23 protein-coding genes are annotated in these 26,368 nt (G+C 70.2%); 11 read left to right on the forward strand and 12 right to left on the reverse strand.

The annotated features are described in order from the left end of the window. Nucleotides 1–17: 17 nt before the first annotated feature. From OG496_RS43520 to OG496_RS43535, 4 genes are all read right to left on the reverse strand, one after another. Complete coding sequence (locus tag OG496_RS43520; protein ID WP_405974761.1) at nt 18–665, reverse strand: LysE family translocator; 648 nt, start codon at nt 663–665, stop codon at nt 18–20. 161 nt (nt 666–826) lie between these two features. Further along, a complete protein-coding gene (locus OG496_RS43525; protein ID WP_366493857.1) occupies nt 827–1,618 on the reverse strand; it encodes a serine protease in 792 nt (263 codons plus the stop codon). A gap of 201 nt (nt 1,619–1,819) precedes the next feature. After that, complete coding sequence (locus OG496_RS43530) at nt 1,820–4,636, reverse strand: ATP-binding protein (RefSeq protein WP_405974762.1); 2,817 nt, start codon at nt 4,634–4,636, stop codon at nt 1,820–1,822. Nucleotides 4,637–4,819: 183 nt separating this feature from the next. Further along, a complete protein-coding gene (locus tag OG496_RS43535) occupies nt 4,820–5,653 on the reverse strand; it encodes a LuxR C-terminal-related transcriptional regulator (protein ID WP_366493855.1) in 834 nt (277 codons plus the stop codon). Between the two features lie 124 nt (nt 5,654–5,777). On the opposite strand from OG496_RS43535, the gene OG496_RS43540 reads away from it, so the two are divergent. Together OG496_RS43540 and OG496_RS43545 are read left to right on the forward strand one after the other, a co-directional pair. Further along, nucleotides 5,778–7,448, forward strand: coding sequence for an AMP-binding protein (locus tag OG496_RS43540; protein ID WP_405974763.1), 1,671 nt, complete (start codon nt 5,778–5,780; stop codon nt 7,446–7,448). Beyond that, a complete protein-coding gene (locus tag OG496_RS43545; RefSeq protein WP_405974764.1) occupies nt 7,445–9,106 on the forward strand; it encodes an AMP-binding protein in 1,662 nt (553 codons plus the stop codon). The genes OG496_RS43540 and OG496_RS43545 overlap by 4 nt, the downstream gene beginning before the upstream one ends. A gap of 876 nt (nt 9,107–9,982) precedes the next feature. Here OG496_RS43545 and OG496_RS43550 read toward each other — a convergent pair. Continuing rightward, nucleotides 9,983–10,693: a hypothetical protein gene (locus OG496_RS43550; RefSeq protein WP_366493852.1), complete on the reverse strand. Its 711-nt coding sequence runs from the start codon at nt 10,691–10,693 to the stop codon at nt 9,983–9,985. A gap of 187 nt (nt 10,694–10,880) precedes the next feature. Between OG496_RS43550 and gcl the strand changes: the two genes are divergently transcribed. Next, the gene (gcl, locus tag OG496_RS43555) at nt 10,881–12,665 is read left to right on the forward strand and encodes a glyoxylate carboligase (protein ID WP_405974765.1); all 1,785 of its coding nucleotides are present in this window, start codon (nt 10,881–10,883) and stop codon (nt 12,663–12,665) included. A gap of 176 nt (nt 12,666–12,841) precedes the next feature. On the opposite strand, the gene OG496_RS43560 is transcribed toward gcl, so the two are convergent. The 5 genes from OG496_RS43560 to OG496_RS43580 form a co-directional block, all read right to left on the reverse strand. After that, nucleotides 12,842–13,414 (reverse strand): TIGR04222 domain-containing membrane protein, encoded by a 573-nt coding sequence (locus tag OG496_RS43560; RefSeq protein WP_405974766.1) that lies wholly within the window; start codon nt 13,412–13,414, stop codon nt 12,842–12,844. A gap of 117 nt (nt 13,415–13,531) precedes the next feature. Then, nucleotides 13,532–13,768, reverse strand: a complete 237-nt coding sequence (locus OG496_RS43565; RefSeq protein ID WP_366493849.1) for a hypothetical protein — start codon at nt 13,766–13,768, stop codon at nt 13,532–13,534. 421 nt (nt 13,769–14,189) lie between these two features. Further along, entirely contained in the window at nt 14,190–15,647 is a 1,458-nt protein-coding gene (locus tag OG496_RS43570; RefSeq protein ID WP_405974767.1) for a catalase, read from the reverse strand. A 116-nt stretch (nt 15,648–15,763) separates the two neighbouring features. Further along, nucleotides 15,764–16,654, reverse strand: a complete 891-nt coding sequence (locus OG496_RS43575) for a 2-hydroxy-3-oxopropionate reductase (protein ID WP_405974768.1) — start codon at nt 16,652–16,654, stop codon at nt 15,764–15,766. Between the two features lie 39 nt (nt 16,655–16,693). Next, complete coding sequence (locus OG496_RS43580) at nt 16,694–17,524, reverse strand: TIM barrel protein (RefSeq protein ID WP_405974769.1); 831 nt, start codon at nt 17,522–17,524, stop codon at nt 16,694–16,696. A gap of 147 nt (nt 17,525–17,671) precedes the next feature. Here OG496_RS43580 and OG496_RS43585 point away from each other — a divergent pair, with 147 nt between their 5' ends. From OG496_RS43585 to OG496_RS43615, 7 genes are all read left to right on the forward strand, one after another. After that, nucleotides 17,672–17,923 carry a hypothetical protein gene (locus tag OG496_RS43585; RefSeq protein ID WP_328677005.1) on the forward strand — a complete coding sequence of 84 codons (252 nt, stop codon included), beginning with the start codon at nt 17,672–17,674 and terminating at the stop codon, nt 17,921–17,923. Continuing rightward, nucleotides 17,920–18,288, forward strand: a complete 369-nt coding sequence (locus tag OG496_RS43590; protein ID WP_405974770.1) for a helix-turn-helix domain-containing protein — start codon at nt 17,920–17,922, stop codon at nt 18,286–18,288. The genes OG496_RS43585 and OG496_RS43590 overlap by 4 nt, the downstream gene beginning before the upstream one ends. Before the next feature lie 123 nt (nt 18,289–18,411). Then, on the forward strand, nt 18,412–18,930 hold the full coding sequence (gene uraD, locus OG496_RS43595) for a 2-oxo-4-hydroxy-4-carboxy-5-ureidoimidazoline decarboxylase (RefSeq protein WP_405974771.1): 519 nt from the start codon (nt 18,412–18,414) through the stop codon (nt 18,928–18,930). After that, nucleotides 18,927–19,328 (forward strand): hydroxyisourate hydrolase, encoded by a 402-nt coding sequence (uraH, locus tag OG496_RS43600; protein WP_405974772.1) that lies wholly within the window; start codon nt 18,927–18,929, stop codon nt 19,326–19,328. Before uraD ends, uraH begins: the two co-directional genes overlap by 4 nt. 7 nt (nt 19,329–19,335) lie before the next feature. After that, nucleotides 19,336–20,259 (forward strand): factor-independent urate hydroxylase, encoded by a 924-nt coding sequence (gene pucL, locus OG496_RS43605; RefSeq protein ID WP_405974773.1) that lies wholly within the window; start codon nt 19,336–19,338, stop codon nt 20,257–20,259. Nucleotides 20,260–20,363: 104 nt separating this feature from the next. Beyond that, the gene (locus tag OG496_RS43610) at nt 20,364–21,743 is read left to right on the forward strand and encodes an 8-oxoguanine deaminase (protein ID WP_405974774.1); all 1,380 of its coding nucleotides are present in this window, start codon (nt 20,364–20,366) and stop codon (nt 21,741–21,743) included. Between the two features lie 229 nt (nt 21,744–21,972). Continuing rightward, complete coding sequence (locus tag OG496_RS43615) at nt 21,973–23,337, forward strand: nucleobase:cation symporter-2 family protein (protein ID WP_405974775.1); 1,365 nt, start codon at nt 21,973–21,975, stop codon at nt 23,335–23,337. On the opposite strand, the gene OG496_RS43620 is transcribed toward OG496_RS43615, so the two are convergent. Beyond that, nucleotides 23,322–24,140, reverse strand: coding sequence for a chitosanase (locus OG496_RS43620; RefSeq protein WP_405974776.1), 819 nt, complete (start codon nt 24,138–24,140; stop codon nt 23,322–23,324). The genes OG496_RS43615 and OG496_RS43620 overlap by 16 nt on opposite strands. Nucleotides 24,141–24,321: 181 nt before the next feature. Continuing rightward, on the reverse strand, nt 24,322–25,125 hold the full coding sequence (locus tag OG496_RS43625; RefSeq protein ID WP_405974777.1) for a helix-turn-helix domain-containing protein: 804 nt from the start codon (nt 25,123–25,125) through the stop codon (nt 24,322–24,324). 96 nt (nt 25,126–25,221) lie between these two features. Here OG496_RS43625 and OG496_RS43630 point away from each other — a divergent pair, with 96 nt between their 5' ends. Further along, on the forward strand, nt 25,222–26,076 hold the full coding sequence (locus OG496_RS43630; RefSeq protein ID WP_405974778.1) for an NAD(P)H-binding protein: 855 nt from the start codon (nt 25,222–25,224) through the stop codon (nt 26,074–26,076). Nucleotides 26,077–26,368 lie beyond the last annotated feature (292 nt).

Here is a 26,368-nt window from a genome sequence, read left to right on the forward strand (position 1 = left end):
CTTGAACCCTGGAAGGCTCAGTCCGCTCGGCCCGTCACCGCGACCGTCACGCCCAGGCCGATCATCGTGAAGCCGCCCGCTCCGCCGATCAGGGAGAGGCGGCGGTCGGAGCCGGCGAACCACGTGCGGGCCGCCGAGGCGGTCAGGCCCCAGAGGGTGTCCGTGACCAGGCCGATCGAGATCGGGATGAGGCCCAGCAGGAGCATCTGGAGCGGGACGTGGCCCGCGGAGTGGTTGACGAACTGGGGGAGTACGGCGGCGAAGAACACCACGCCCTTGGGGTTGGTGACGCCGACCAGGGCTCCGTCGAGGACCGTGCGGAGGTCGCCTCGGGGCTCCTGCCCAGGAGCTGCTTGCATCGCGGACGCCTTCAGGTCCTTGCGGTGGCGGAATGCCTGGACCCCGAGGTACACGAGGTAGGCCGCGCCTGCCAGTTTCACTGTCAGGTAGATCGTGACCGACCGCTCCACCAGCGCGCCTATGCCGAACGCCACCGCCGTCACCAGCAGGTACGAGCCGATGACGTTGCCGACCGCCGTCGCCACCGCCGTGCGGCGGCCGTGGGCGAGGGCGCGGCCGATGACGAACAGGACACTCGGGCCCGGGATCACGATCACCAGCAACGACATCGCGGCGAAGGCGAGGAAACGGTCTGTGGACACCATGCGATCACTCCCATCCGGCGCTCATTGAAACAGGCGGGAAGCGGTCCGCTCTAGGGGCCGGTTGGTGGCCCGCACATGGATAGGGTGCGTTGCGGGCTGCTCGTGGAAGCCCGCAACGCACCCTGGTATTTCCCTGAGGGGTGCTCAGGAGTTCTTCTGGGCTACGAGTTGACCTGTGTGGTCACCAGGCTGGAGAACGCGGTCAGCCGGGAGTAGACCCCCGGGTAACCCGCCTCGGCACAGCCCTCGCCCCAAGAAGTGATCCCTGCCAGGACGCCCCCGATGAGCAGGGGACCGCCGCTGTCGCCCTGGCAGGTGTCTACGCCGCCGGATGTGTATCCGGCGCAAACCATGTCGGACGCGATGAAGTCCGAACCGTAGGAGCTCTTGCAGCTGGAGTCGGACACGATCGGGACGGTCGCGGTCCGCAGCTGGTTGGAGGAGCTGCCGTTCTCCGAGGTGGTGCCCCAGCCGAGGATGCGGGCCGTGGTGCCGGCCGCGTACACCGAGGTGTCCGTGGAGGCGACGTACTTCGCCGTGGTGTACGGCATCGACGTCGACAGTGTCAGGACGGCCACGTCGTCACCGTTGGTGGCGTCCGTGTAGCTGGGGTTGATCCAGATCTTGCTGACCTTGCTGACGGTGCCGTTCGTACCGTTGAGGTACGTGCGGCCGCCGACCACGCGGACGCTGCTGGTGGTCTCGCCGACCATACAGTGGGCGGCGGTGACCACCTTGGTCGCGGAGACGAGCGTGCCGCCGCAGAACTGGTTCTGCGAGGCGTCCGTGATCTGCATGACGAACGGGTACGTCGTCGTCGTGGTCGTGGAACCGCCGACGATGGGCTGGGGGGCTGCCACAGCGGTGGGGGCGCTGAGCAGTGCGGTCGCTGCTGCCGCAGCGGCTGCTGCGACGACGGCGGTGGTTCTCTTGGCGCGGTTGAGCCCGAACATGAGTCTCCTCATTGGGTTGCCGGTGGGGGTCGCGCGGGTGTGGGGGGTGCAACGGGGGTCGCGGGACCGACCCCCGTATGCCCGGGCGAGCGGCACACCCATAAGCTAGAACCCGGAACACCCTGCTCCCAATGAGGGAACCCCCTAGGGGAGTTGGGCAGGGAAAACCCTCGGTCGCCGCACAGTAAACCCGTAGGGTCCTCAGTTCGGACGGCGCCCCGCCGCCAGTCGGACGATATCCACCCGCGAGCGGATCCCCAGCTTGCGGTAGACGCGGGTCAGGGTCGCCTCGACCGTCTTGACGCTGATGAACAGGCGGGCGGCGATCTCCCGGTTGGTGGCGCCCTCCATGACGAGCGCGGCGACCTGACGCTCCATCGAGGCCAGCCCGTCGAGCCCTTCGAGGGTGGGCGCGGGCGTGGGCACGGGCGCCGGCTCCGGCGCCCTGGTGACGGCCGCCTCGTCCACCTGCCGCAGCCAGGGCAGCGCCCGGCAGCGGCGGAACAGCCGGGTCGCCTCGTCGTACGACGTGGGTCCGGGCTGTCCGGTGCGCAGTGACGCCAGCGCGAAGGCGGCGCGGGCCTCCTCCAGGCCGTAGCCGAGTTTGGCGAGGCGGTCCTGGACGGACGTCAGTTGGGCGACGGCCTCGTCGTGTTCGCCGCGTGCCGCCCGGACGAGTGCCTCGGCGCGGTCGAGTACGGCGAGGACGCTCTCGCGGCCGAGGCGCAGCGCGCGTTCACGGGTCACGTCGATGACGTCCTGGGCCTCGGCGGTCTCGCCGATGCGGACGAGGGCCTCGGCGAGGTCGCCGTGCCAGCGGCCGCGGGCCGGGTCGGTCACCCCGAGGGCCTGCTCCAGTTCGCGGACCCGGCGCAGCGAGCGGACGGTCCCGTGCGCGTCCCCGGCGACCAACTGGGCGTATCCCAGGGCCCCGAGGGCACGGGAGAGATACATCTGGTCGCCGTCCTCCTCGGCGTGCTCGACCGCCTCCCGGGCCAGCGCCAGCCCCTCCTCGACGTCACCGCCGGAGGCCTCGGCGAGCGCGGTGAGCATCGCGGACGCCGTCTGGCCGATCCCGGAGTCGCGGGCCAGCCGGAGACCCTCCCGGGCCAGGTCGAGGGCGCGGCCGCAGTGCCCGGAGCGCAGTTCGGTCTCGGCGAAGCCGCGCAGGAAGTGCACCTCGCTCTCCACCGACCCGCGCCGCCGCACCTCGCGCAGGAGCGCGGTGATGGTGGCGCGTGCCTCGGGCAGCTGATCGCTCATCACCAGCCAGCGGAACCGGGCCGAGCCCGCGCCGTTGTGATGGCACGCCACCCTCGGGTCCTGGGGCTCCTTCAGCGCGCGCTTGATCGTGAGCGGGGCGTCCGGATGGCCCATCAGGGTCTCCGTCTGTGCCTGGAAGGAGAGCGCGAGGAGTTCGGTGCGCCGGTCACCGGCGCGCGCGGCCAGCTCGGCCGAGCGCGCGGTCTCCGCGCGGGCCTCGGCGAAGTCGCCCTCCACGAGCAGGGCGCGCCAGGCCAGTTGGTAGCGGACCAGGGCGAGCAGCCGGGCGTCGTCGCCCGCGTCGGCGAGTGCCTGCGGGAAGACGGCGTCGACGTCCGCCATCGAGTGTCCGGCCGTGTCGATCACGATGATCCAGGCCCGCACCCGCTCGGCGGGCACCGAGGTCCGGGTCAGCACCTCACGCGCGATGTCCCGGGCGAGGTCCAGCTCGCCGGCGGTGATCGCGTCCTCCGAGGCCTGCAACCGCCGCTCGTCCGGGCCCGGCACGCTGTCGCCCGGGGTGTGCCGGGCGGCGAGCAGTCCGAGCGACGCGGCGACCGAGGGTGCCCCGCGGTCGCGGGCCAGGGTCGCGGCCTCGGCGAGCCGGGCGGCGACCTCCGGGTCGGTGCCGGTGGTGGCCAGGGCGAGGTGCCGGGCGCGCTCGATGGGGTCGGAGGCGGCGGTCGACAGCGCCGCGTGCGCGGCCCGCCGTTCCTGCGCGGGGGCCTCCGCGTACAGCGCGGCCGAGATCAGCGGATGCGCGAACCGTACGGCGGGACCCTCGGGTTCCGTTGCCAGCAGGCCGAGTTCGGCCGCCTGGGCGGTCTCCGCCTCCGCGTTCTCCCGGCCCGCGGTCTGCAGCAGGGCCACCGTGGGCCGGGCGCCCGCGCTCGCGACCAGCAGCGTGCGGCGCGCCTCGGCGGGCAGCATGTCGAGCCGGCTCAGCACCAACGCGCGTAGTGAAGTGGGCACGGGCAGCGGCTCGCCCGGTCTCGGCGGCGTCGGGTTCTCGGCCAGCGCGCGCCCCAACTCCAGCGCGAACAACGGGTTTCCGCCACTCGTACGGTGGATCTCCCGGACCGTCGAACGCGGCAGCCCGGTGTACCCGCGGTGGTCGAGCAGCGCCGACACCTGCGTCCGGGACAGCGGACTGAGCCGGAACGCCAGCGTGTCCGGCGGCGACGCGCTCAGATACCGGTCGTACTCCTGACCCTCGGTCCGCACCGCGAACACCATCTGCACCTGGGTGTCCCCGAGCCGCCGCGCGGCGAACCCGAGCAGCTCCGCGCTGGCCGGGTCCAGCCACTGCAGATCGTCCGCTACGACGAGCACGGGACCGTCGGCCGCCAGGGCGCGCAGCGCGGACAGGACGGCGAGACGCAGGGCGAGGCCGTCGCGCTGGAGGGAGGACTCGCCGCGGCCGGTGAGCGCGGATTCCAGCGCGGTGCGCTGCGCGGCGGGCAGTCGCTCGGACACCTCGTCCAGGACCAGACCAAGGAGGTCGGCGAGGGCCAGGAAGGGGAGATGGGATTCGGACTCCGTGGCCGAGCAGCGCAACACGGTCCGCGCCGTCTCGCCGTATTCCGCGGCCAACGCCCGCAGGACGGTCGACTTTCCTATTCCGGCGGGGCCGTGGAGCAGCACACTGCCGCCCTCGGCGAGCTGGTCACGGGCGGCGTTGAACATCTCCTCCCGGCCGATGACCAGGTCGGGGTGCGTTCTGGCAGGCTCCTTGAAGTCCCGTCGCACGGTCACCGCTCCCCTCGTGTGTCGTGTCCGGGCCAATATTAGGCAATCAATCCTTGAAATTCGGATGGACGGGGTCGTGAGGGAAATAACAACCGTGCGGCATGAGGAAATTCAAAGCTCCGATGAATGAATAGCCAGTCATCGTGGGAGCCGCCTCAGGGGCCACCGACGCGGGTACCACCACCCCTCTCACGGCAGTACCCCCGCCCGTCGCGCCGCCACCACGGCCTCCCCGCGGGTGTGCGCCCCGAGCCTCCGCATCGCCGAGCGCAGATACCCCTTCACCGTCTCCGGCCGCAGCCCCAGCCGCTCCGCCGCCACCGCGTTCGTCGCCCCCGCCGCCACACACGCCAGCACGTCCAGCTCCCGGGGCGCGAGCTCCACCTCCCCGGTGGCCGCCTCGCCCGTCAACAGGCCGCAGGCGTCGAGCAGTTCGGCCCGCAGCGCCGGGTCGGGGATGCGCGGGGCCAGCGCCCGCAGCGCCGCGTGCGCCTCCCGCACCTGCTCCCACACCGCGCTCGCCGCCGGATCGGGGGCGGGTGCCGGGCGCGCCGCGCTCAGCAGCTCCCGCACCTCCTCGCGTACCACCAGCGCCTGTTCCACGTCCCGCGCGGCCTCCATCGCGGCGCTCAGCATGCGGTCGCCGAGCGGCTGGGCGGTGCGCAGCGCGCCGTAGAGGACACCGCGCACGCGGCGGCGTACGACGACCGGGACCGCGAGGATCGCGCGCAGGCCCTCGGCGGCCACCGGGGCGTCGTACTCGTGGCTGATCTGGCGCGAGGCGGAGTAGTCCAGGACGGCGCACGGGCGGGCGAGGGCGACTGCCTTGCCGCCCAGACCGTTGCCCGAGGACACCGCGAGGGCGCGCAGGGACAGGGTCAACGTGCCGCTCAGTTCGCTGATGCGCATCTGCTGCCGGCCGGTCTCCACGAGACCGCCGAAGGCGACGGGCAGCCCCGTACCCCGCCGGAGCCGTACCAGCGCCGACTGAATCTCCACCATCCCTGCCGCGTCCGTCGCCACCCGCTTGCCCCTTCATTGCGGCCACCCTGCTGCACACACCCCCGTAAGGGGGTAGTGAGACCCACATCACGGATTACACGATGTCAGAGAGCCGCCCGGAATGGTCCGGTACTTAGGAGGACAGATGACGACGGCGAGTGAGTCGTTCCGTAGTGCGCGGGACTTTCTGCTGGCGCACCGTACGGACTATGCCACGGCCTACGAGGGTTTCTCCTGGCCCAGGCCCGAGCACTTCAACTGGGCGCTCGACTGGTTCGACGTCATCGCGGCCGGCAACGACCGCACCGCGCTGCACATCGTCGAGGAGGACGGCACCGAGGCCGCCCTGTCCTTCGCGGAGATGTCCGAGCGCTCCAACCGGGTCGCCAACTGGCTGCGCGCCCAGGGCGTCCGCGCCGAGGACCGGATCCTCGTCATGCTCGGCAACCAGACCGAGCTGTGGGAGACGGCGCTGGCCGCGATGAAGCTGGGCGCCGTCGTCATCCCGGCCACCCCGCTGCTGGGCCCCGCCGACCTGCGCGACCGCGTCGAACGCGGCCGGGTCCGGCAGGCGATCGTGCGCTCCGGGGACGTCGCCAAGTTCGACGAGGTGCCCGGGACGTACACGCGGATCACGGTCGGCGGGGCGGTCGAGGGCTGGCGGACGTACGAGGACGCGTACGCCGCTTCCGCGGAGTTCACGGCGGACGGCCCGACCCTGGCCGACGACCCGCTGATGCTGTACTTCACCTCGGGCACGACCGCCCACCCCAAGCTGGTCGAGCACACCCACACGTCGTACCCGATCGGGCACTTGGCGACGATGTACTGGATCGGTCTGCGCCCCGGCGACGTGCACCTCAACATCTCCTCGCCCGGCTGGGCCAAGCACGCCTGGTCCAACCTCTTCGCGCCCTGGAACGCGGAGGCGACCGTGTTCATCCACAACTACACGCGCTTCGACGCGGCCCGGCTGATGGCCGAGATGGACCGGGCGGGCGTGACGACGTTCTGCGCCCCGCCGACCGTCTGGCGCATGCTCATCCAGGCCGACCTGACCCAGCTGCGCACCCCGCCCCGCGAGGCGCTGGCGGCGGGGGAGCCCTTGAACCCCGAGGTCATCGAGCAGGTCCGGCGCGCCTGGGGCGTCACCATCCGGGACGGCTTCGGACAGACGGAGACGGCCGTGCAGGTGTCCAACAGTCCCGGTCAGCCGTTGAAGACGGGCTCCATGGGGCGGCCGAGCCCCGGCTACCGCGTCGAACTCCTCGACCCGGTGTCGGGTGCGCCGGGTGCGGCCGAGGGCGAGATCGCGCTCGACCTGTCCGACCCGCCGGTCGGCCTGATGACCGGCTACCACGGCGACCCGGACCGTACGGCGGAGGCGATGGCCGGCGGCTACTACCGCACCGGCGACATCGGCTCCCGCGACGAGGACGGCTACATCACCTACGTCGGCCGGTCCGACGACGTTTTCAAGGCATCCGACTACAAGATCTCCCCGTTCGAGCTGGAGAGCGCCCTGCTGGAGCACGCGGCGGTGGCCGAGGCCGCCGTGGTGCCCGCGCCGGACGAGCTGCGGCTCGCCGTACCGAAGGCGTACGTCGTGCTCGCGGCGGGCTGGGAGCCGGGGCCTGACACCGCGAAGGTGCTGTTCGAGCACTCGCGTGACGTCCTCGCTCCGTACAAGCGCATCCGGCGGCTGGAGTTCGCCGAGCTGCCCAAGACCGTCTCCGGCAAGATCCGCCGGATCGAACTGCGGGAGGCGACGGCCGCGGGGTCGGACGCCGAGTACCGCGAGGAGGACTTCCGATGAACTCGCGGACGAAGCAGGTGAACTCGTCGATGAAGCCGGTGAACTCGCCGACGACCTCGTACAGCCATGGAACCAGCGGGACTTCACTCCTCGGCGACACCATTGGTGCCAACCTCGACCGGGCGGTCGCCGCGTGGCCCGACCGTGAGGCGCTCGTCGACGTGCCGTCCGGGCGGCGCTGGACGTACGGCCAATTCGCCGCGGACATCGAGCAGTTGGCGTACGCGCTGCTCGCGAGCGGGGTCGCCAAGGGTGACCGGGTGGGGATCTGGGCGATCAACTGCCCCGAGTGGGTGCTCGTCCAGTACGCCACCGCCCGCATCGGCGCGATCATGGTGAACATCAACCCGGCGTACCGGACCCACGAGGTCGAGTTCGTCCTCAACCAGGCGGGGATCTCGGTCCTGTTCGCGTCGGCCGGCCACAAGGGCAGCGACTACCGGGCGATGGTCGAGCAAGTCCGGCCCAGGTGCCCGCAGTTGCGGGAGACGGTGTACGTCGGCGACCCGAGCTGGGAGGCGATGGTCGCCCGGGGCGCGGCCGACCGTTCGGAGGAACTCCGGTCCCGTGAGGCCGAGTTGTCCTGCGACGACCCGATCAACATCCAGTACACCTCGGGCACGACGGGCTTCCCCAAGGGGGCGACCCTCTCCCACCACAACATCCTCAACAACGGTTATTTCGTGGGCGAGTTGATCGCGTACACCGAGCAGGACCGGGTCTGTATCCCGGTGCCCTTCTACCACTGCTTCGGCATGGTCATGGGCAACCTCGCGGCCACCTCGCACGGCGCGTGCATCGTGATCCCGGCCCCGTCCTTCGACCCGGCGGCGACCCTGAAGGCGGTCCAGCAGGAGCGCTGCACGTCCCTCTACGGCGTCCCCACCATGTTCATCGCGGAGTTGAACCTCACCGACTTCGCGTCCTACGACCTCTCTTCACTCCGCACCGGCATCATGGCGGGCTCGCCGTGCCCGGTCGAGGTGATGAAACGGGTGGTCGCCGAGATGCACATGGCGGAGGTGTCCATCTGCTATGGCATGACGGAGACGTCCCCGGTGTCGCTGCAGACGCGGATGGACGACGACCTCGAACACCGCACCGGCACGGTCGGCCGGGTCCTCCCGCACCTGGAGGTCAAGGTCGTCGACCCGGCGACGGGTGTGACCCAACCCCGGGGCGCGGCGGGCGAGTTGTGCACCCGCGGCTACAGCGTGATGCTCGGCTACTGGAACGAGCCCGAGAAGACCGCCGAGGCGATCGACGCGGGGCGCTGGATGCACACGGGTGACCTCGCGATGATGCGCGAGGACGGCTACGTCGAGATCGTCGGCCGCATCAAGGACATGATCATCCGGGGCGGCGAGAACATCTACCCGCGTGAGATCGAGGAGTTCCTCTACACCCACCCGAAGATCGCGGACGTCCAGGTGGTGGGGGTGCCGCATGAGCGCTACGGGGAGGAGGTCCTGGCCTGCGTGATCCCGCGCGACCCGGCGGATCCGCTGACGCTGGAGGAGCTGCGGGGCTTCTGCGAGGGCAGGTTGGCGCACTACAAGATTCCGAGTCTGCTCCAGATCATGGACGCCTTTCCGATGACGGTGTCGGGGAAGGTACGGAAGATCGAGCTGCGGGAGCGGGCTGTTCGGGGGCGGTGAGGTGGGGGAGTGTGGGTGGGGGGCGGTGAGTGCGGTGAGTGGCGTGAGCGCCGGTGTGTGTTGGTGGGCGTTCGCGGGTGTTGTGGTGGGCGGGGGTGCCGGGGTGATGGGTTGCTGGGGTGTGGGGTGACTTGGGTGCCCGGTCAGCCGGTGGGGTGTACGGGGCGCTCGGCAGCGGGGCGTTGGAGCTCGGCCGAGCTGCTGTGACTCGGCGCGTACGGCGGTGGTTTGGGATGCGTCTGATGTGACGGTCCGCGGCGAGTCCGGGGAATCTGGCGACTTGCGGCGCGGCCTTGTGGCGACGTCCCGCAGCCGCATGACGTCGTCGGTGGACGGCCTTCGTGGGCCCACGTCTTCGTCGCACGGTCCGGTTGTCGCCCGCTGCCCGCTGCCCGTCGTCCGGCGTCTGCCGTCACGAACAGGCCGCGACCGCCCAACTAAATCCTCGCCGCGTCGAGTTGGTCGGCCAAGTCGCCCATTGCCCGCTGCCCGGCGTCTGTCGTCACGAACACGCCCTGATCGCCATGAACCAACCGCGACCACTCAACTAACCTCCCGCCGCGCCGAGTTGGCCGGGGAGGCCGTTCGTCGGCCGGGGCGTGCCCGTGAGGCCGAGTGGGGTGGTCTGCGGCGAGGTCGGCGACTTGTGGTGCGTCCTTGCCGTACCGCCAGGCAGTCGCCGGCCGCAGCCACCCGGCGCCCGTACCTCGGCGTCCGCCGTCACGAACCGGCTGTGGTCGCCGTGCACCGGCCGCGAGCGCTCGACTAACTCCCCGCTGCGTCGAGTTGGTCGGCCAAGTCGCCCGCTGCCCGCCGCCCGGCGACCGCCGTCACGAACCGGCCGGTGGTCGCCGCGAATCAACCCCGACCGCCCAACTAACTCCCCGCCGCGTCGAGTTGATCGGCCAGCTCGTTCACCGGCTGCGGTGTGCCCGTGAGGTCGAGGACGAACAGGGGGATGCGGAGGGCGTCCGCGCGGGCGCGGGCGTCGTCGGCGTAGCCGGCGAGGGAGAAGTAGACGCACTCGGTGGACTCCGTCATGGCTGTCAGCCACAGGCACTCCACGTCGCGCAGTGAGGCCGGCCGTACGGTCGGGTCGACCTGCGCGAGGATGCCGCGGGCGGCGAGGCCGATGCCGGACGGGGGCCGCTGGTCGGCGCGGCGGATGTCCCGGTAGCCGAGCCAGCGCAGATACAGCGCGGCGGCGGTGACCGCGTCGCGCGCGGTGCGGATCGTGACGGGCTGGAACGCGGGGCGGCCCTCGACCTCGGCGCCGCCGACCTTGGGGGTCCTCGCGGCGGGTTCCGACGTGGGTTCCGCGCCCGCGACCGGTATCCGCAGCAGGGTCCCGCACGGGCAGCCCAGCTCCGGGTACGGCCACTCGTCGAGTCGGCCGCAGGCCGCGCAGCGGACCGCGATCCAGTCCTCGTCCCACACGCGGTGGTTCACGACCGTGGCCACGCCACGTTGGTCCAGCGGCGGAGCGACGGGGGCCCCGCACACACAGGGATACGACGGCGCGGCGTAGACGTGTTCTCGTCGGCACGCCGGACAGCGCACCGGCACGCTCTCGGACATGAGCCCCATAGTCCTCCTGAAAACCCCTGCTTGTCCGTCTCTTGACGGCCTTGGTCACCCCACTTACATTACTTCCAGATAGTAGAAGTTAGATTCCGCAATACGGAAACTGATGCGGAAGTCAGAAGCTCGCAAGGAGTTTTCACCGCGGGGCGCGCCGGTGATGTGATTCCGACAGCCGAAGCAGGAGTACTCCATGGCCCGTATGACCGCTGCCCGCGCGGCAGTCGAGATCCTCAAGCGCGAGGGCGTCAGCGACGCGTTCGGTGTCCCGGGCGCGGCGATCAACCCCTTCTACGCCGCGCTCAAGGCCTCCGGCGGCATCCACCACACCCTCGCCCGCCATGTCGAGGGCGCCTCGCACATGGCCGAGGGCTACACCCGTACCAGCCCGGGCAACATCGGTGTCTGCATCGGCACCTCGGGCCCGGCCGGCACCGACATGATCACCGGTCTCTACTCCGCGATCGGCGACTCGATCCCGATCCTGTGCATCACGGGCCAGGCCCCGACCGCCGTGATCCACAAAGAGGACTTCCAAGCCGTGGACATCGCGTCGATCGCGGCCCCGGTGACGAAGATGGCGATCACGGTCCTGGAGGCGGCCCAGGTCCCGGGCGTCTTCCAGCTGGCCTTCCACCTGATGCGCTCCGGCCGCCCCGGCCCGGTCCTGATCGACCTCCCGATCGACGTGCAGCTCACGGAGATCGAGTTCGACCCCGAGACGTACGAGCCGCTCCAGGCCTACAAGCCCGCCGCGACCCGCCCCCAGATCGAGAAGGCGATCGCGCTCCTCAACGCCTCCGAACGGCCGCTGATCGTCGCCGGCGGTGGTGTCATCAACGCCGACGCGGCCGAACTCCTCGTCGAGTTCGCCGAGTTGACCGGCACCCCCGTCGTCCCGACCCTGATGGGCTGGGGCGTCCTGCCCGACGACCACGAGCTGAACGCCGGCATGGTCGGCCTCCAGACCTCGCACCGCTACGGCAACGCGACCTTCCTGGAGTCCGACTTCGTCCTCGGCATCGGCAACCGCTGGGCCAACCGCCACACCGGCAAGCTGGACGTCTACACGGCGGGCCGGAAGTTCGTCCACGTCGACATCGAGCCGACCCAGATCGGCAAGATCTTCGCCCCCGACTACGGCATCGCGTCCGACGCGAAGGCGGCGCTGGAGCTGTTCGTGGAGGTGGCAAGGGAGTTGAAGGCGGCGGGCACCCTCCCCGACCGTTCGGCCTGGGCGGCATCGGCCCAGGAGCGGAAGTCAACTCTCCAGCGCCGCACGCACTTCGACGACATCCCGATCAAACCGCAGCGCGTCTACGAGGAGATGAACAAGGCCTTCGGCCCGGAGACCCGGTACGTCTCCACCATCGGCCTCTCCCAGATCGCCGGCGCCCAGATGCTCCACGTCTACCGCCCCCGCCACTGGATCAACTGCGGCCAGGCCGGCCCCCTCGGCTGGACGATCCCGGCCGCACTGGGCGTCGCCAAGGCCGACCCCGACGCGTCCGTGGTCGCCCTCTCCGGCGACTACGACTTCCAGTTCATGATCGAGGAACTGGCGGTCGGAGCACAGCACCGCATCCCGTACGTCCATGTCCTCGTGAACAACGCCTACTTGGGCCTGATCCGGCAGGCGCAGATCGGCCTGGACATCAACTTCCAGGTCAACCTGGAATTTGAGAACATCAACTCGCCCGAGCTGGGCGTCTACGGCGTCGACCACATCAAGGTCGTCGAAGGCCTCGGCTGCAAGGCCATCCGCGTCACCGACCCCACCGAACTGGGCACGGCCTTCGAGCAGGCCAAGAAGCTCGCGGCGGAGTTCAGGGTCCCGGTCGTCGTGGAAGCAATCCTCGAACGAGTCACCAACATCGCGATGAGCAAGACGAACGACATCAGCAACGTGGTGGAGTTCGAGGAGATCGCGACGGAACCGGGTCATGCACCGACATCGATCAGGACGCTGAAGGTCTAAGCGGCGAGGAGAGGGTAGGGGGCGGCTCATCCGGGAGATGGGCCGCCCCTACTTGTTGGGAGGCGCGAAGCGCCGACCAAAAGGGGCGCGGGGCTGTGTCAATGTGCGGCTCCGCCGCGTGGGCGCGACCAGCCACATTCGACCCGCACTCCGCAATGAACAGTCCCACGCAGTACCTACACGGCCCCGCACGTGAACCCGCCCCCAGACCCTCCACCCCAGGATTGCGGCAACCCTTGGTCAGCGGTCCCACCCCGCCCAACCAACCCCGCCGCGTCAGCGAAACGCGGCACGAGCGAGCCCAACGCCTTGTCGCCGTACAGGGCGACCGCAAGCAGAACGTCATCCCACGACAGCCCCTCCCGCCCCGCGGGGAAAGGGTGTTGGGCACGGAGGGATTTCAACAGCACGCGCGCAGCGCGAGTACGCCGAGGCGGAACCCTGCGCAGCAACCCCGCCGCCACAAGATCCCCGCGCAACTCCCCGAGTGCCTCATCCACGCTCCGCCGACCAAGCAACTCCCGCATACCCGCCGGACGGTACAGCGCAGAGTGCACAGCCTTCGTAAGACGAGGAAGCGCCCCCGCCCCCGCGGCCACCCCCGACGCCCGCATCGTCCCGGCCCGCCCGGCCCGCACCTCACCCCGCAGATGCAAGGCAACCACCGCCACAGTCACGGCCGCACGGGAACCACCCCGCAGCAACGCGACCTCGTGAGGCTGGAGTCGGATCGTCGGAGCACCGCTCATGACACCCCCTGACACGAGGCCCGCCGCCCCCGTGCCGGCGGGCCTCGTGCGACGAATGTGCCCGTGTGCAGGGGTGGTTGAAGCCTCGCGAGGGGGGTTCAGAGGTTTATTTGAGGTTCACTGATCGTGGTGCTCCGACAGGCCGGGCCAGTCCTCGGGCCCGCCGCCCTGCCAGTCGATCAGGTCGCTCTCCTCGACCTCGATCCGGTCCAGATCGGCGAGGCGCAGGATCTCGACGACGTCGTCGAGGTGGGACGCGACACCGAGGGTCTCGTCACCGGTGGTGACCCGGCGGGAGCCGTCCAGCGCCGGGGGATGGACCACGATGTGCGGGTGTTCCGATGGGTGTGCCATGCCTTCAGGCTGCTGTGCCTACGGCGGATCCGCACCCGGAAACGCCGAAGAGCGCCGGATACGGAACTGTCCGTATCCGGCGCTCGTCGTGGTGGCCGTCCGACGGCGCGAGGCTGGGCGCGACAGGACGTTCGCGCCGCCGGACGGAGTCTGGGGAGTGGGGAGGGGAGCCCCTCTGTGAAAAGGGGGAGCCCCAGGGAGCCCTGTGTAGAAGCCTTCGGCTGGGACCGCGGCGGTCGCGACGGGACCGGGTGCTTCTTCCCTCAGGTCGAGAAGCAGCCCCTGGAACCTTCACCACCGCACTGGCTCGCATTCCGCCGCGGTCCTGGCCCTGCCCGCGTGGTGCCGGTGACCACCCCTCATCCGGGTCGTCCGGCACACACGGGCCGTCTGTTGAGTCTTCCGGTTCTTCGGCCCCGGTTCAGTCCTCGCGCAGGGCGTGGACCGCCTCCTCCACGCGTCGGCCGTACTCCGGGTCGGCGGCGTGGAAGTGGGCGAGGTTCTTCTCGATCACGTCGTCGCGGGAGACCTGGGCGAGGCCGCCGGCGATGTTCGCGACGAGGCGGGACCGCTCCTCGGGCGACATCAGGCGGTACAACTCGCCCGCCTGGTAGAAGTCGTCGTCCTTGGTGTGCTGCGGAGCCTCGTGCGTGCCCGTGTAGCCGGTGACCGACAGGGGGGCGGACAGCGCACGGCCGGTCTCGGTCGGGCCGTCGTAGGAGTTCGGCTCGTAGTTCTTCGCTGCCCGGCCCTGGGAGTTGGACGCCATGAAGCCGTCCCGGCCGTAGTTCTGCGCCGTCGTCGCCTTCGGGGCGTTCACCGCGAGCAGGGTGTGGTTGACGCCCAGGCGGTAGCGGTGCGCGTCCGCGTAGGCGAACAGGCGGCCCTGGAGCATCTTGTCGGGCGAAGGGCCGATGCCCGGCACGAAGTTGTTCGGGGAGAACGCGGCCTGCTCGACCTCGGCGAACACGTTGTCCGGGTTGCGGTCCAGGACCAGGCGGCCCACGCGCTGGAGCGGGTAGTCCCGGTGCGGCCACACCTTGGTGACGTCGAACGGGTTGAAGCGGTACTCCGCCGCGTCGGCCGCCGGCATGAGCTGGACGTGCAGGGTCCAGGACGGGTTCACGCCCCGCTCGATGGCCTGAAGCAGGTCCGTCTGGTGGGAGTTGGGGTTCTTGCCCGCGAGCTCCGCCGCCTGGTCGGAAGACAGGCTGCGCACGCCCTGGTTCGTCTTGAAGTGGTACTTGACGAAGAAGGCCTCGCCCGCCGCGTTCGTCCACTGATAGGTGTGCGAGCCGTAGCCGTTCATGTGGCGGTACGACGCCGGGATGCCGCGGTCGCCCATCAGCCAGGTCACCTGGTGCGTGGCCTCGGGGCTGTGCGCCCAGAAGTCCCATACGTTGTCCGGCTCTTGACGGCCCGTGAAGGGGTCGCGCTTCTGCGAGTGGATGAAGTCCGGGAACTTTATGGGGTCCTTGACGAAGAACACCGGGGTGTTGTTCCCGACGAGGTCGTAATTCCCCTGCTCCGTATAGAACTTGACCGCGAAGCCGCGCGGGTCGCGCACCGCGTCCGCGCCACCGAGCGAGTCGGCGACCGTGGAGAAGCGCAGGAACACCTCGGTGCGCTTGCCCACCGTGTTCAGGAAGTCGGCGTGGGTGAAGCCGGTGACGTCGTCGGTGACCTCGAAGTAGCCGTACGCGCCGGAGCCCCGGGCGTGCACCACGCGCTCCGGGATGCGCTCGCGGTTGAACCGGGCGAGCTTCTCCAGCAGGTGCTGGTCCTGGAGGAGGAGCGGGCCGCCGATGCCGGCGGAGGCGGAGTTCTGGTTGTCGGCGACCGGGGCGCCGGACTCGGTCGTGAGCACGCGCTTCGACATGGAGAGCATTCCTCGACAATTTGTTGAACTGGTGGGCATGGTTCCGGGCGGCGCCAACGCCTGGGCGCGACAGGACAGTTGTCAGCGACGGCGCCGCCCGGGGTCTGGGGGGGGTGCTAGAGCTGCGCGCCCGACAGGCGTTCTACGGCGCGCAGCAGCGCCGAGTGGTCGAGGCCGCCGTCGCCCTGGGCGCGCAGCGACGCGACCAGCTGGGCCACCACGGCGCCCACGGGCAGCGCCGCGCCGACGTTGCGCGCCGCGTCCGTGACGATGCCCATGTCCTTGTGGTGCAGGTCGATCCGGAAGCCCGGCTTGAAGTCGCGGTTGAGGAAGTTGTCCTTCTTCCGCGTCAGCACGGTGGAGCCCGCGAGCCCGCCGTTGAGGACGTCGAGGGCGGCCGCCAGGTCCACGCCCGACTTCTCCAGGAAGACCACGGCCTCCGCGCACGCCTGGATGTTGACGGCGACGATCAGCTGGTTGGCGGCCTTCACGGTCTGGCCCGAACCGTGCGGACCGCACAGCACGATGGTCCGGCCGAGCGCGTCGAAGATCGGCTCGGCCTCCTCGAAGTCGGACTGTCCGCCGCCGACCATGATGGACAGGACGGCCTCGATCGCACCGGCCTCACCGCCGGAGACGGGGGCGTCCAGGACCCGAACTCCCTTGTCCACGGCGGCCTTTGCCAGGTCCACCGAAGTCTGCGGGGTGATCGACGACATGTCGATCAGGAGGGTGCCGGCGCGGGCGTTCTCCAGGATGCCGTCCGGGCCGTAGGCGATGGCCTCGACCTGCGGGGACGCGGGGACCATGGTGATCACCACGTCGGCGTCCCGCACGGCCTCGGCGATAGAGCCGGCCGCGGTGCCGCCGGCGGCGGTCAGGCGGTCCAACTTGTCCTGTTCCAGAGTGAATCCGGTGACGTCGTAGCCCGCCTTGATCAGGTTCTCGGACATGGGGGAGCCCATGATGCCGAGGCCTATCCACGCGATCCTGGGGAGACTGCTCATGAAGGGACCTCTCTAACTGCTCAGCAAAGTCGGGGGAGTTCAGCGCGCCGCGCGCGGGAGCCAGTCGAAGGCCTCGGCGCTCGGGCGGTCGCCGGGCTTGTACTCCAGGCCCACCCAGCCGTCGTAACCGGCCTTCCTCAACTGGTCGAGGAGGTCTTCCAGTTGGAGCGTGCCGGTGCCGGGGGCGCCGCGGCCCGGGTTGTCCGCGATCTGCACATGGCCGGTCTTCGCCGTGAACTGCTCGATCACGGACGGGAGTTCCTCGCCGTTCATGGACAGGTGGTAGAGATCCATGAGGAAGCGCGCGTTGCCGAGGCCGGACGCGGCGTTGACCTTGTCGACGACTCCCACGGCGGCGGGTGCGCTGACGAGCGGGTACAGCGGCGACTCGGGCTTGTTCAGGGCCTCGACCAGCAGGACCGCGCCGATCCGGTCGGCGGCGCGGGCCGCGAGCACCAGGTTCTCCAGTGCGAGCGCGTCCTGCTCGGCCGGGTCCACGCCGGCGACGCGGTTGCCGTAGAGCGCGTTGAGGGCCGTGGCGCCGAGCGAGTGGGCGAAGCCGGCGGCCACGTCGATGTTCGCGCGGAACCTCTCCGACTCCTCGCCGGGGATCGACAGGGCGCCTCGGTCGGGGCCGGGGAGCTGTCCTGCGTAGAAGTTCAGGCCGGTGAGCTGGACGCCCGCGTCCTCCAACGCCCGCCTGAGCGCGTCCAGTTGGGACTGCTCGGGGGTGGGGGAGTCGACCCAGGGCCACCACAGCTCGACCGCGGTGAAGCCGGCCGCGGCGGCGGCCGCGGGGCGCTCCAGGAGCGGGAGTTCGGTGAAGAGGATCGACAGGTTGACGTTGAAGCGCTGGTCTGCGAATCCCATCGGGGTCGCGCTCCCTTCCGTGTCGGATGCCGTCTCCATATTCCGTATCGCGGAATATGGTTTCTGCTTAATGGAAGATTGCCGTCGGGTGTCGGAGCTTGTCAAGGGGGCTCGGCGGAAAACGGCACCGCGCGTTAGGTTGTGCGCGTGCGATTGCGAGTGGAGTTCACGACAGAGCCCTTCGATCTCGACGAGGCGCCCGCGCATGCGCTGGTGGCCCGGGAGGTCATCGAGGCTGCGGAGCTGGACGCCGTGGACGTCGGGCCGTTCGGCAACACGGCCGAGGGCGGCGCCGACGCGGTGCTCACCGCCGTCGACGCGCTGCTGCGCAGGACCCTGGAGGCCGGTGCCACCCGGGTCTCGCTCCAGCTCAACGTGATCGGCGAGGGCGACCGGTGACCGGTATCGCGGACGGGCCGTTCATCGCGGCCGTGAAGCCGCTGATCGACGCCATGGGCGGCGAGATGCTCCCGCCCGACGAGGCCGGCCCCGACGACGTCGTGCTCGCCTGGGAGGGCGCCGACGTGGTCGCCGTACGCCTGCCGCAGCTCGCGGACTCGCTGGACCACATCCTGGCCGCCATGGAACGCAAGAAGGGCAAGCCCCTCGCGGACCTCGACCGCAAGGCCAAGCAGGAGGTCGTACGGATACTGGAGGCGCGCGGCGCCTTCTCCGTGCGGCACGGGGTGGAGACCGTGGCGAGCGCCCTCGGGGTCAGCCGGTTCACCGTGTACAACTACCTCAATCGGGAGAAAGAGGCCTGAGCGGGCCCTTCGGGAGACTCCGGGGGGTTTGTTACCCGGAATTTTCAACAAAGTGTTGACGTGGTGTTCCGCGGGGCGTTAGCTACTGGGCAGCCCGTTCAGCACAAGGCCACGGAGGCCCCCGTGACTTCGACATCCATGCCGCCGGGGCTCGTCCGGTTCAACGTCCTGGAGGAGCACGCGGCGTTCGCCGCGCTCCTCGACGCGTGCGCCTCCACGGCGTGGGCGCGGCGGCTGCTCGCCGCCCGTCCGTATGCCGGCCCCGAGGACCTGTACGCCGCGAGCGACTCCGCGATGGCGGAGCTGACCGCCGACGACCTGGCCGAGGCGATGGCCGGTCACCCGCCGATCGGCCGGCCCAAGCCCGGCGACCCCACCTCCGCCCGCGAGCAGCGCGGCATGGCGGGCGCCTCCGAGGACCTCAGGGCGGAGATGCTCGACCTCAACCTGGCGTACCAGGAGAAGTTCGGCCATGTCTTCCTGATCTGCGCCACCGGCCGCACCGGCGAGCAGATGCGCGACGCGGTCAGGGAACGGATCGGCAACGCGCCGGAGCGGGAACGCGAGATCGTCCGCACCGAGTTGGGCAAGATCAACCGCATCCGGCTCGCCCGCATCGTCGAAGAGGAAGCCCGCGCATGAGCACCAGCACCACCGCCTCGGTGTCCACGCACATCCTGGACACCAGCGTCGGCCGCCCCGCCGAGGGCGTCGCCGTCCAACTCGCCGCCCGGAGCGGCCCGTTGGAGGAGTGGCAGCCGCTCGGAGGCTCGGCCACCGACGCGGACGGCCGGTGCAAGGACCTTCCCGCGCTGCCGGAGGGCACCACACACGTACGGCTTGAGTTCGCCGTAGAGCCGTATTTCGAAAAGAAGCAAGCCGATGCGCAGCAGGACGCCCCCGCGAATCGGGACAGCGGTGCGACGACCGGAGTGTTCTTCCCGGAAGTGGCGATCACCTTCGCCGTGAAGCCCGGCGAGCACTACCACGTACCGCTGCTGCTCAACCCGTTCGGCTACTCCGTATACCGAGGGAGCTAGCAGACACATGCCTACGATCCTGGGCCAGAACCAGTACGGCAAGGCCGAGAACCGAGTCGTCAAGATCACGCGGGACGGCGCCACCCACCACATCAAGGACCTCAACGTGTCCGTGTCGCTGAGCGGCGACATGGACGAGGTCCACTATTCCGGCTCGAACGCCAACGTGCTGCCGACCGACACCACCAAGAACACGGTGTACGCGTTTGCCAAGGAGCACGGCATCGAGTCCGCCGAGCAGTTCGGCATCCACCTCGCCCGGCACTTCGTGACCAGCCAGGAGCCGATCAAGACCGCGCGCATCCGCATCGAGGAGTACTCCTGGGAGCGGATCGACACCTCCGACGCCAACTCCCAGTTCATCGGCGCCGACGAGGTCAAGCACTCCTTCGTCCGCAAGGGCCAGGAGACCCGGGTCACGCAGATCACCTACGACGGCGAGAGCTGGGAGGTCATATCCGGCCTCAAGGACCTCGTCGTGATGAACTCGACCAACTCCGAGTTCTGGGGCTACGTCAAGGACAAGTACACGACCCTCCCCGAGGCCTACGACCGCATCCTGGCTACCCAGGTCTCCGCCCGCTGGCGCTTCAACTGGTCCGACGACGAGCAGAAGATGCCGAGTTGGGAGAAGTCCTACGAGCAGGTGCGCAAGCACATGCTCCAGGCCTTCGCGGAGACGTACTCGCTGTCGCTCCAGCAGACCCTGTACCAAATGGGTTCGCGGATCATCAACAACCGCAGCGAGATAGACGAGGTGCGCTTCTCCCTCCCCAACAAGCACCATTTCCTTGTGGACTTGGAGCCGTTCGGGCTGAAGAACGAGAACGAGGTGTACTTCGCCGCGGACCGGCCGTACGGCCTGATCGAGGCGACGATCCTGCGGGACGGCTGCGAGCCGAAGATCCCGGTGGATCTCACCAACCTCTGAGCAACTCCCTTTGCGGCACCCGTGGTCCGCCCTCCAGCGCGGGCCGCGGTACTCAAATCCCAGGGTCCTGCCGTGCCCATTCCACACAGTGAATAGGACGAACCATGGCAGCAACTCAGCGCATCGTCATCGAGAACTGTTCGATCGCGACCGTCGACGCCGCCGACACCGAGTACGCGAACGGGTATGTGGTCGTCGCCGGCAACCGCATCGAGTCCCTCGGCGCGGGCCGGGCCCCCGAGGGCCTGGAGAACGTCGTACGACGGATCGACGCGTCCGGTCACCTGGTGACCCCCGGCCTGGTCAACACCCACCACCACTTCTACCAGTGGATCACCCGGGGCCTGGCCACCGACCACAACCTCTTCGACTGGCTCGTCGCGCTGTACCCGACCTGGGCGCGCATCGACGAGCCGATGGTCCGCGCCGCCGCGCAGGGTTCCCTCGCGATGATGGCCCGCGGCGGTGTCACCACCGCGATGGACCACCACTACGTCTTCCCGAAGGGCTCCGGCGACCTCTCCGGCGCGATCATCGGCGCCGCCCGCGAGATGGGCGTCCGCTTCACGTTGGCCCGCGGCTCCATGGACCGCAGCGAGAAGGACGGCGGCCTGCCCCCGGACTTCGCCGTCGAGACCCTGGAGGGCGCCCTCGCCGCGACCGAGGCGACGGTACGGGAGCACCACGACGCCTCCTTCGACGCGATGACCCAGGTGGCCGTGGCCCCCTGCTCGCCGTTCTCCGTCTCGACCGAACTCCTCAAGCAGGGCGCCGAGTTGGCCCGCCGGCTCGGCGTACGGCTGCACACGCACGGCTCGGAGACGGTCGAGGAGGAGCAGTTCTGCAAGGAGCTGTTCGGCATGGGCCCGACCGACTACTTCGAGTCCACCGGCTGGCTCGGTGAGGACGTGTGGATGGCGCACTGCGTCCACATGAACGACTCCGACATCGCCGCCTTCGCCCGCACGAAGACCGGTGTCGCCCACTGTCCTTCCTCCAACGCCCGCCTCGCGGCCGGTATCGCCCGCGTCCCCGACATGCTCGCCGCCGGCGTCCCGGTCGGCCTCGGCGTCGACGGCACCGCGTCCAACGAGTCCGGCGAACTCCACACCGAGCTGCGCAACGCCCTCCTCATCAACCGCCTCGGCGCCCACCGCGAAGCAGCCCTCAACGCCCGCCAGGCACTGCGCCTCGGAACGTACGGCGGCGCCCAAGTCCTGGGCCGCGCAAGCGAGATCGGTTCCCTGGAGCCGGGCAAGCTCGCCGACCTCGTGCTGTGGAACCTGGACACCCTCGCCCACGCCTCGATCGCCGACCCGGTGACCGCGCTGGTCTTCGGCGCGGCGGCCCCGGTCACCGCGTCGTTCGTGAACGGCCGTCAGATCGTCGAGGACAACCGGCTGTTGCACGTCGACGAGGACACGATCGCCCGCTCCACGCGGGAAGAGGCTCAGCGCCTGGCGCGGATCGCCGCGCAGGGCTGACCACGCTCAGCATGAATCGCCGTACGGCATCGCTGAGTTGAAGATCTCCGGTTGAGGGGGACGGCCCTCGACCGGTGGCCGTGGCCGGGGCGTGCATGGATGTGTGCGCCCCGGAACGGCCTTATGTGCCCCTTTTGTTGGGTTCCGTCCCTCGGTCCCGCACGACCGCGCACCACCTCCATGAAACCCACGTCAGAGCCGACGTGTTAGCTGACCCGGAGGAACCGCCGTGAACGCCCACCCCGTCGACGAAAAACTCCCCGCACTCAAGATGGCCACCACGGGACTGCAGCACGTGGCCGCCATGTACGCGGGAGTCGTCGCCCCGCCGCTGATCGTCGGGGCGGCCGTCGGCCTCTCCGGCACCGAACTCACCTTCCTCACCGGCGCCTGCCTCTTCACCGCGGGCCTCGCCACCTTCCTGCAGACCATCGGTATCTGGAAGATCGGCGCCCGGCTGCCCTTCGTCAACGGCGTCACCTTCGCCGGAGTCGCCCCGATGACCGCGATCGTCGCCTCCACCAAGGACAAGTCCGACGCGCTGCCCGTCATCTTCGGCGCGGTGATCGTCGCCGGCCTCCTCGGCTTCCTCGCCGCCCCCTTCTTCAGCAAGGCGGTGCGCTTCTTCCCGCCGGTCGTCACCGGCACCGTCATCACGCTGATAGGCGTGTCCCTGCTGCCCGTTGCCTTCGGCTGGGCACAGGGACCGAACCCCTCGGCACACGACTACGGTTCGCGGACGTACCTGGGCCTCGCCGCCGCGACGCTCGTCATCGTCCTGGTCCTCCGCCGCTTCACCCGCGGCTTCGTCAAGCAAATAGCCGTCCTGCTAGGCCTGTTGATCGGCACGCTCCTCGCGATCCCCTTCGGGGCAACGGACTTCAGCCCGGTCGCGGACGCCGACGTCATCGGGTTCCCGAGCCCGTTCCACTTCGGCGCACCGCAGTTCCAGGTCGCCGCGATCATCTCGATGTGCGTCGTGATGGTGGTCTCGATGACCGAATCCACCGCGGACATGCTGGCGTTGGGCGAGATCGTCGACCGCCCCGCCGACGAACGGACCATCGCAGCGGGCCTGCGCGCCGACACCCTCGGCTCGGCCCTCAGCCCCCTCTTCAACGGCTTCATGTGCAGCGCCTTCGCCCAGAACATCGGCCTGGTCGCCATGACCCGCATCCGCAGCCGATACGTCGTCGCCACCGGCGGCGGCTTCCTGGTGCTGATGGGCCTGTGCCCGATGGCAGCCTCGCTCATCGCCGTCGTACCGCGCCCGGTCCTGGGCGGAGCGGGCGTCGTCCTGTTCGGCTCGGTCGCCGCCAGCGGCATCCAGACCCTCGTCAAGGCGGGTCTGGACCGGGACGACAACATCCTGATCGTGGCGGTCTCGCTGGCCGTCGGCATCATCCCGATCACGGCGCCGGACTTCTACCACGCCTTCCCGCAGACCGTACGGATCGTCCTCGACTCGGGCATCTCCACGGGCTGCGTCGCCGCGGTGGCCCTGAACCTGGTCTTCCACCACCTCGGCCGGGCCCGCGCACAAGCTGGGGGTACGACCGGAGCCGTACCCCTCGCCCGTCAGCCGATCTCGTAACTGTCCCCGTACACCTTCCACTTGAGCGGTGTGTCCAGGTCGAGGTTGCCCTTCTTCAGGAACACCCGTTGGGCCGTCTCGACCCGGGTCACGTCGCTGTGCGCCTCCTCCTGCCTCATCGCCCAGACCCGGGCGTCGAGGAAGGCGTTGAGATACGTCGTCTCGCCGCCGCCGTCGGTGGGAGTGGCCGCGTGCTTGCGGGCCCGGGCGCGGATGCCGCCGAAGCAGAGGGGGTCCGTGCCCGGGCCGTGCATCACCATCGCGTCGTAGTAGACGAACTGCCCGAGCGTGCCCACCCCGTCCTTCTTGGCGCGCGCCACGGCCGGGTCGAAGTAGCCGCGGTCCCGCTCGTCGCGCTGCGCCCTGCGGAACGCGGCGGACGTGTGCGCGGCCTTCCGCCAGGCGGAGGGGAAGTCGGAGGCCAACCCGCTGTGCGAGGCAGTGCCGTTGATGGCGCGCAGCGCGGGCAGATAGCCGGCGAGGACATTGCCCGGGGCCCGCTTCGTGTACAGCTCGACGAGCGCCAGCATGTCGCTGGTACCGGAGCAGAAACCGATGATCCCGCCGGTGTAACCGCGCCCGTCGCTGATGTCCTCGATGTACGCGTACTGCGCCTCCCAGTCCAGGGAGGAGTTCTCCGCGCTCGACACCAGCCGCATCGCGATGTCCTTCTTCGCCGGGGCGTCGAGCCCCGCCCCACCCGAAGTCGAGGCGTCCGCGGACGGCCACTGGCTCGCGATCGCCGCCGTTCCGAAGGCTGCGAGCAGGGTGCGGCGGGCGGCTTTTCTTCGGAAGAACGGCACGTCATCTCCAAGGCGGGCGCGGTACACGGCAACGGTGAAAGGCAGCTGAGACTCGCGCGTGAACTTGGGAGAGTTGTGGGGTGGTGTTAGCAAGTCACTGTGAATTCCCCTGCCGAGCCAGGAGGTTGGCGTACCGCGTCCTCATGTCGGGACACCCGGGGTGCCCGAACCGCATCCGCGTTCAGCCGCGCCGGACGGACTGGCAGGGCATGGCCGCCGGCAGCCGTCCCGTGAAGTACGACCGGGGCGGGACGCCCATCAGAGCGCGGAAGTCGGACGTCATGTGGGACTGGTCGTAGTAGCCGGTGACGGCGGCGAGCTGGGCCCAGGAGAGCTCGGCCGCGTGGGCCAGTACGGCGCGGACGCGGTTGATGCGGGCGTAGTGCTTGGGGGAGAGACCGACCCCCTCGGCGAACAGGTTCCGCAACTGCCGCTCGCTGACGGCGAGTTCACGGGCCACGTCGGGCACCGGGCCGGGCAGGTGACCGGTGCGGATCGACATCGCGTCGACGCCGGCCCGGACGAGTTCGGTGCGTGAGGAGTCCGCGACGGCGGTGAGCCGCGCGGGGAGCACCTCCGCGAGCCGTTCCACCGTGCGCTCGGGATCGGCGTCCAACCAGCGCAGCTCGTCGGAGAGTTGGCGGGCCTTCTGGCCGGGCAGGTCACCCAGGAACACGGCATGGCCGACGAGGTCGACCGCCGGAACACCCAGCAGCGGCAGCGTGGTGCCCGGCGCCAGCCGCACCTCCACGCAGGACACCAGCGGCTTGCCCGCGTGGTAGGTGGCCCGGACGCGCGGTCCGACGACCAGGACGCTGCGCCGGCCGTTCCCCTCGACCCGTACGACCACCTTCGTGTCCGCGTCCGGGAGATGCACGAACGGCTCCTTCGGCACGGCGTCGAGCCGCAGGGCACCGACCCGCGCGATCCAGGGGCGCAGTTCGTCGGGCAGGGGCACGGCCCACTGCGACAGGGCGTTCGTCACCCCTCCACGGTAAGCGCGCCACCGGTCCGAACACGGCCCCCGAACGTGCCGGAATCTCCTAGAACCAAGGCCGCCTCCCCGCCCACTGTGGTGGTCATGATCCTCGTTACGGGTGCCACGGGCACCATCGGCAGTGAAGTCGTACGACAGCTCGCGGCGCGCGGTGAGAAGGTGCGCGCCCTGACCCGGGACCTCGCAAAGGCCCAGTTCCCGGAGGGAGTTGAGACGGCGCGGGGCCACCACGCCGACCGGGCCTCGGTGGAGGCGGCGATGACCGGCGCCGAAGTCGCCTTCCTGGTAGGGGTGTTCGGGCCGGACGACGCCGAGCACGACCGGGGTCTCGTTGAGGCGGCACGGGCGGCGGGCGTACGCCGCATCGTGAAACTCTCCGGAATCGGCGCAGGCGACCCCGCCGTCGGACCGGTCGGCACCTGGCACGTACCCGGTGAACAGGCCGTGCGGGACAGCGAGTTGGAGTGGACGATCCTGCGCCCCTCGGCCTTCGCCTCGAACACGCTCGGCTGGGCGGCGTCCGTGCGCTCGGGCAGCCCGATCCCGAACACGAGCGGCACCGGTGGCCAGGGGGTGGTCGACCCGCGTGACGTGTCCGAGGTGGCGGTGGCCGCCCTGCTCGACCCGGCCCACTCGGGGCGGACGTACACGCTGACCGGCCCCGAGGTGCTCAGCGTCCCGGACCAGGCCGCCGTCCTCGCCGGGGTCCTCGGGCGCCCGGTCGAGGTGCGGGACCTGTCCTCGGCCGAGGCGCGCGAGTATCTGCTCGGGTTGGGCTTCAGCGACACGTTCATCGATGCCTCCGAGATCAGCAGGGGGTTCGTCCGGGAGGGCGGCAACGAGGTCGTGACCGGTGACGTACGGGAGGTGCTGGGGCGGTCGGCGCGGACTTATCGGGAGTGGGTCCAGGACCACCGGGCGGCGTTCGGGGAGGGGTGATCCGGGTGGGGTGGGGGTGAAGGGCGGAGCGTGTGGTCGGCCCGAGCGAGCGAGGGTGAGGGCCGGTGGCGTGCGGCGCGTCGGGTGAGCGGAGGCGCGGGTGCGGGGCGGGGTGACGGGCGGAGCGTGCGGTCGGCCCGAGCGAGAGTGAAGGCCCGCGGCCCGCGGCCCGCGGTGTGCGGTGTGCGGCGTGAGCGGAGGCGCGGGCGCAGGGCGGGCGGGGCAGGGGCGCGAGGCGGACGCTCGGGGCCGGCCGGGGCGTGACTCGGGCGGAGGCGTGAGGCGCGCTGGC

The organism is Streptomyces sp. NBC_00988, assembly GCF_045162645.1.
Taxonomy (GTDB): Bacteria; Actinomycetota; Actinomycetes; order Streptomycetales; family Streptomycetaceae; genus Streptomyces.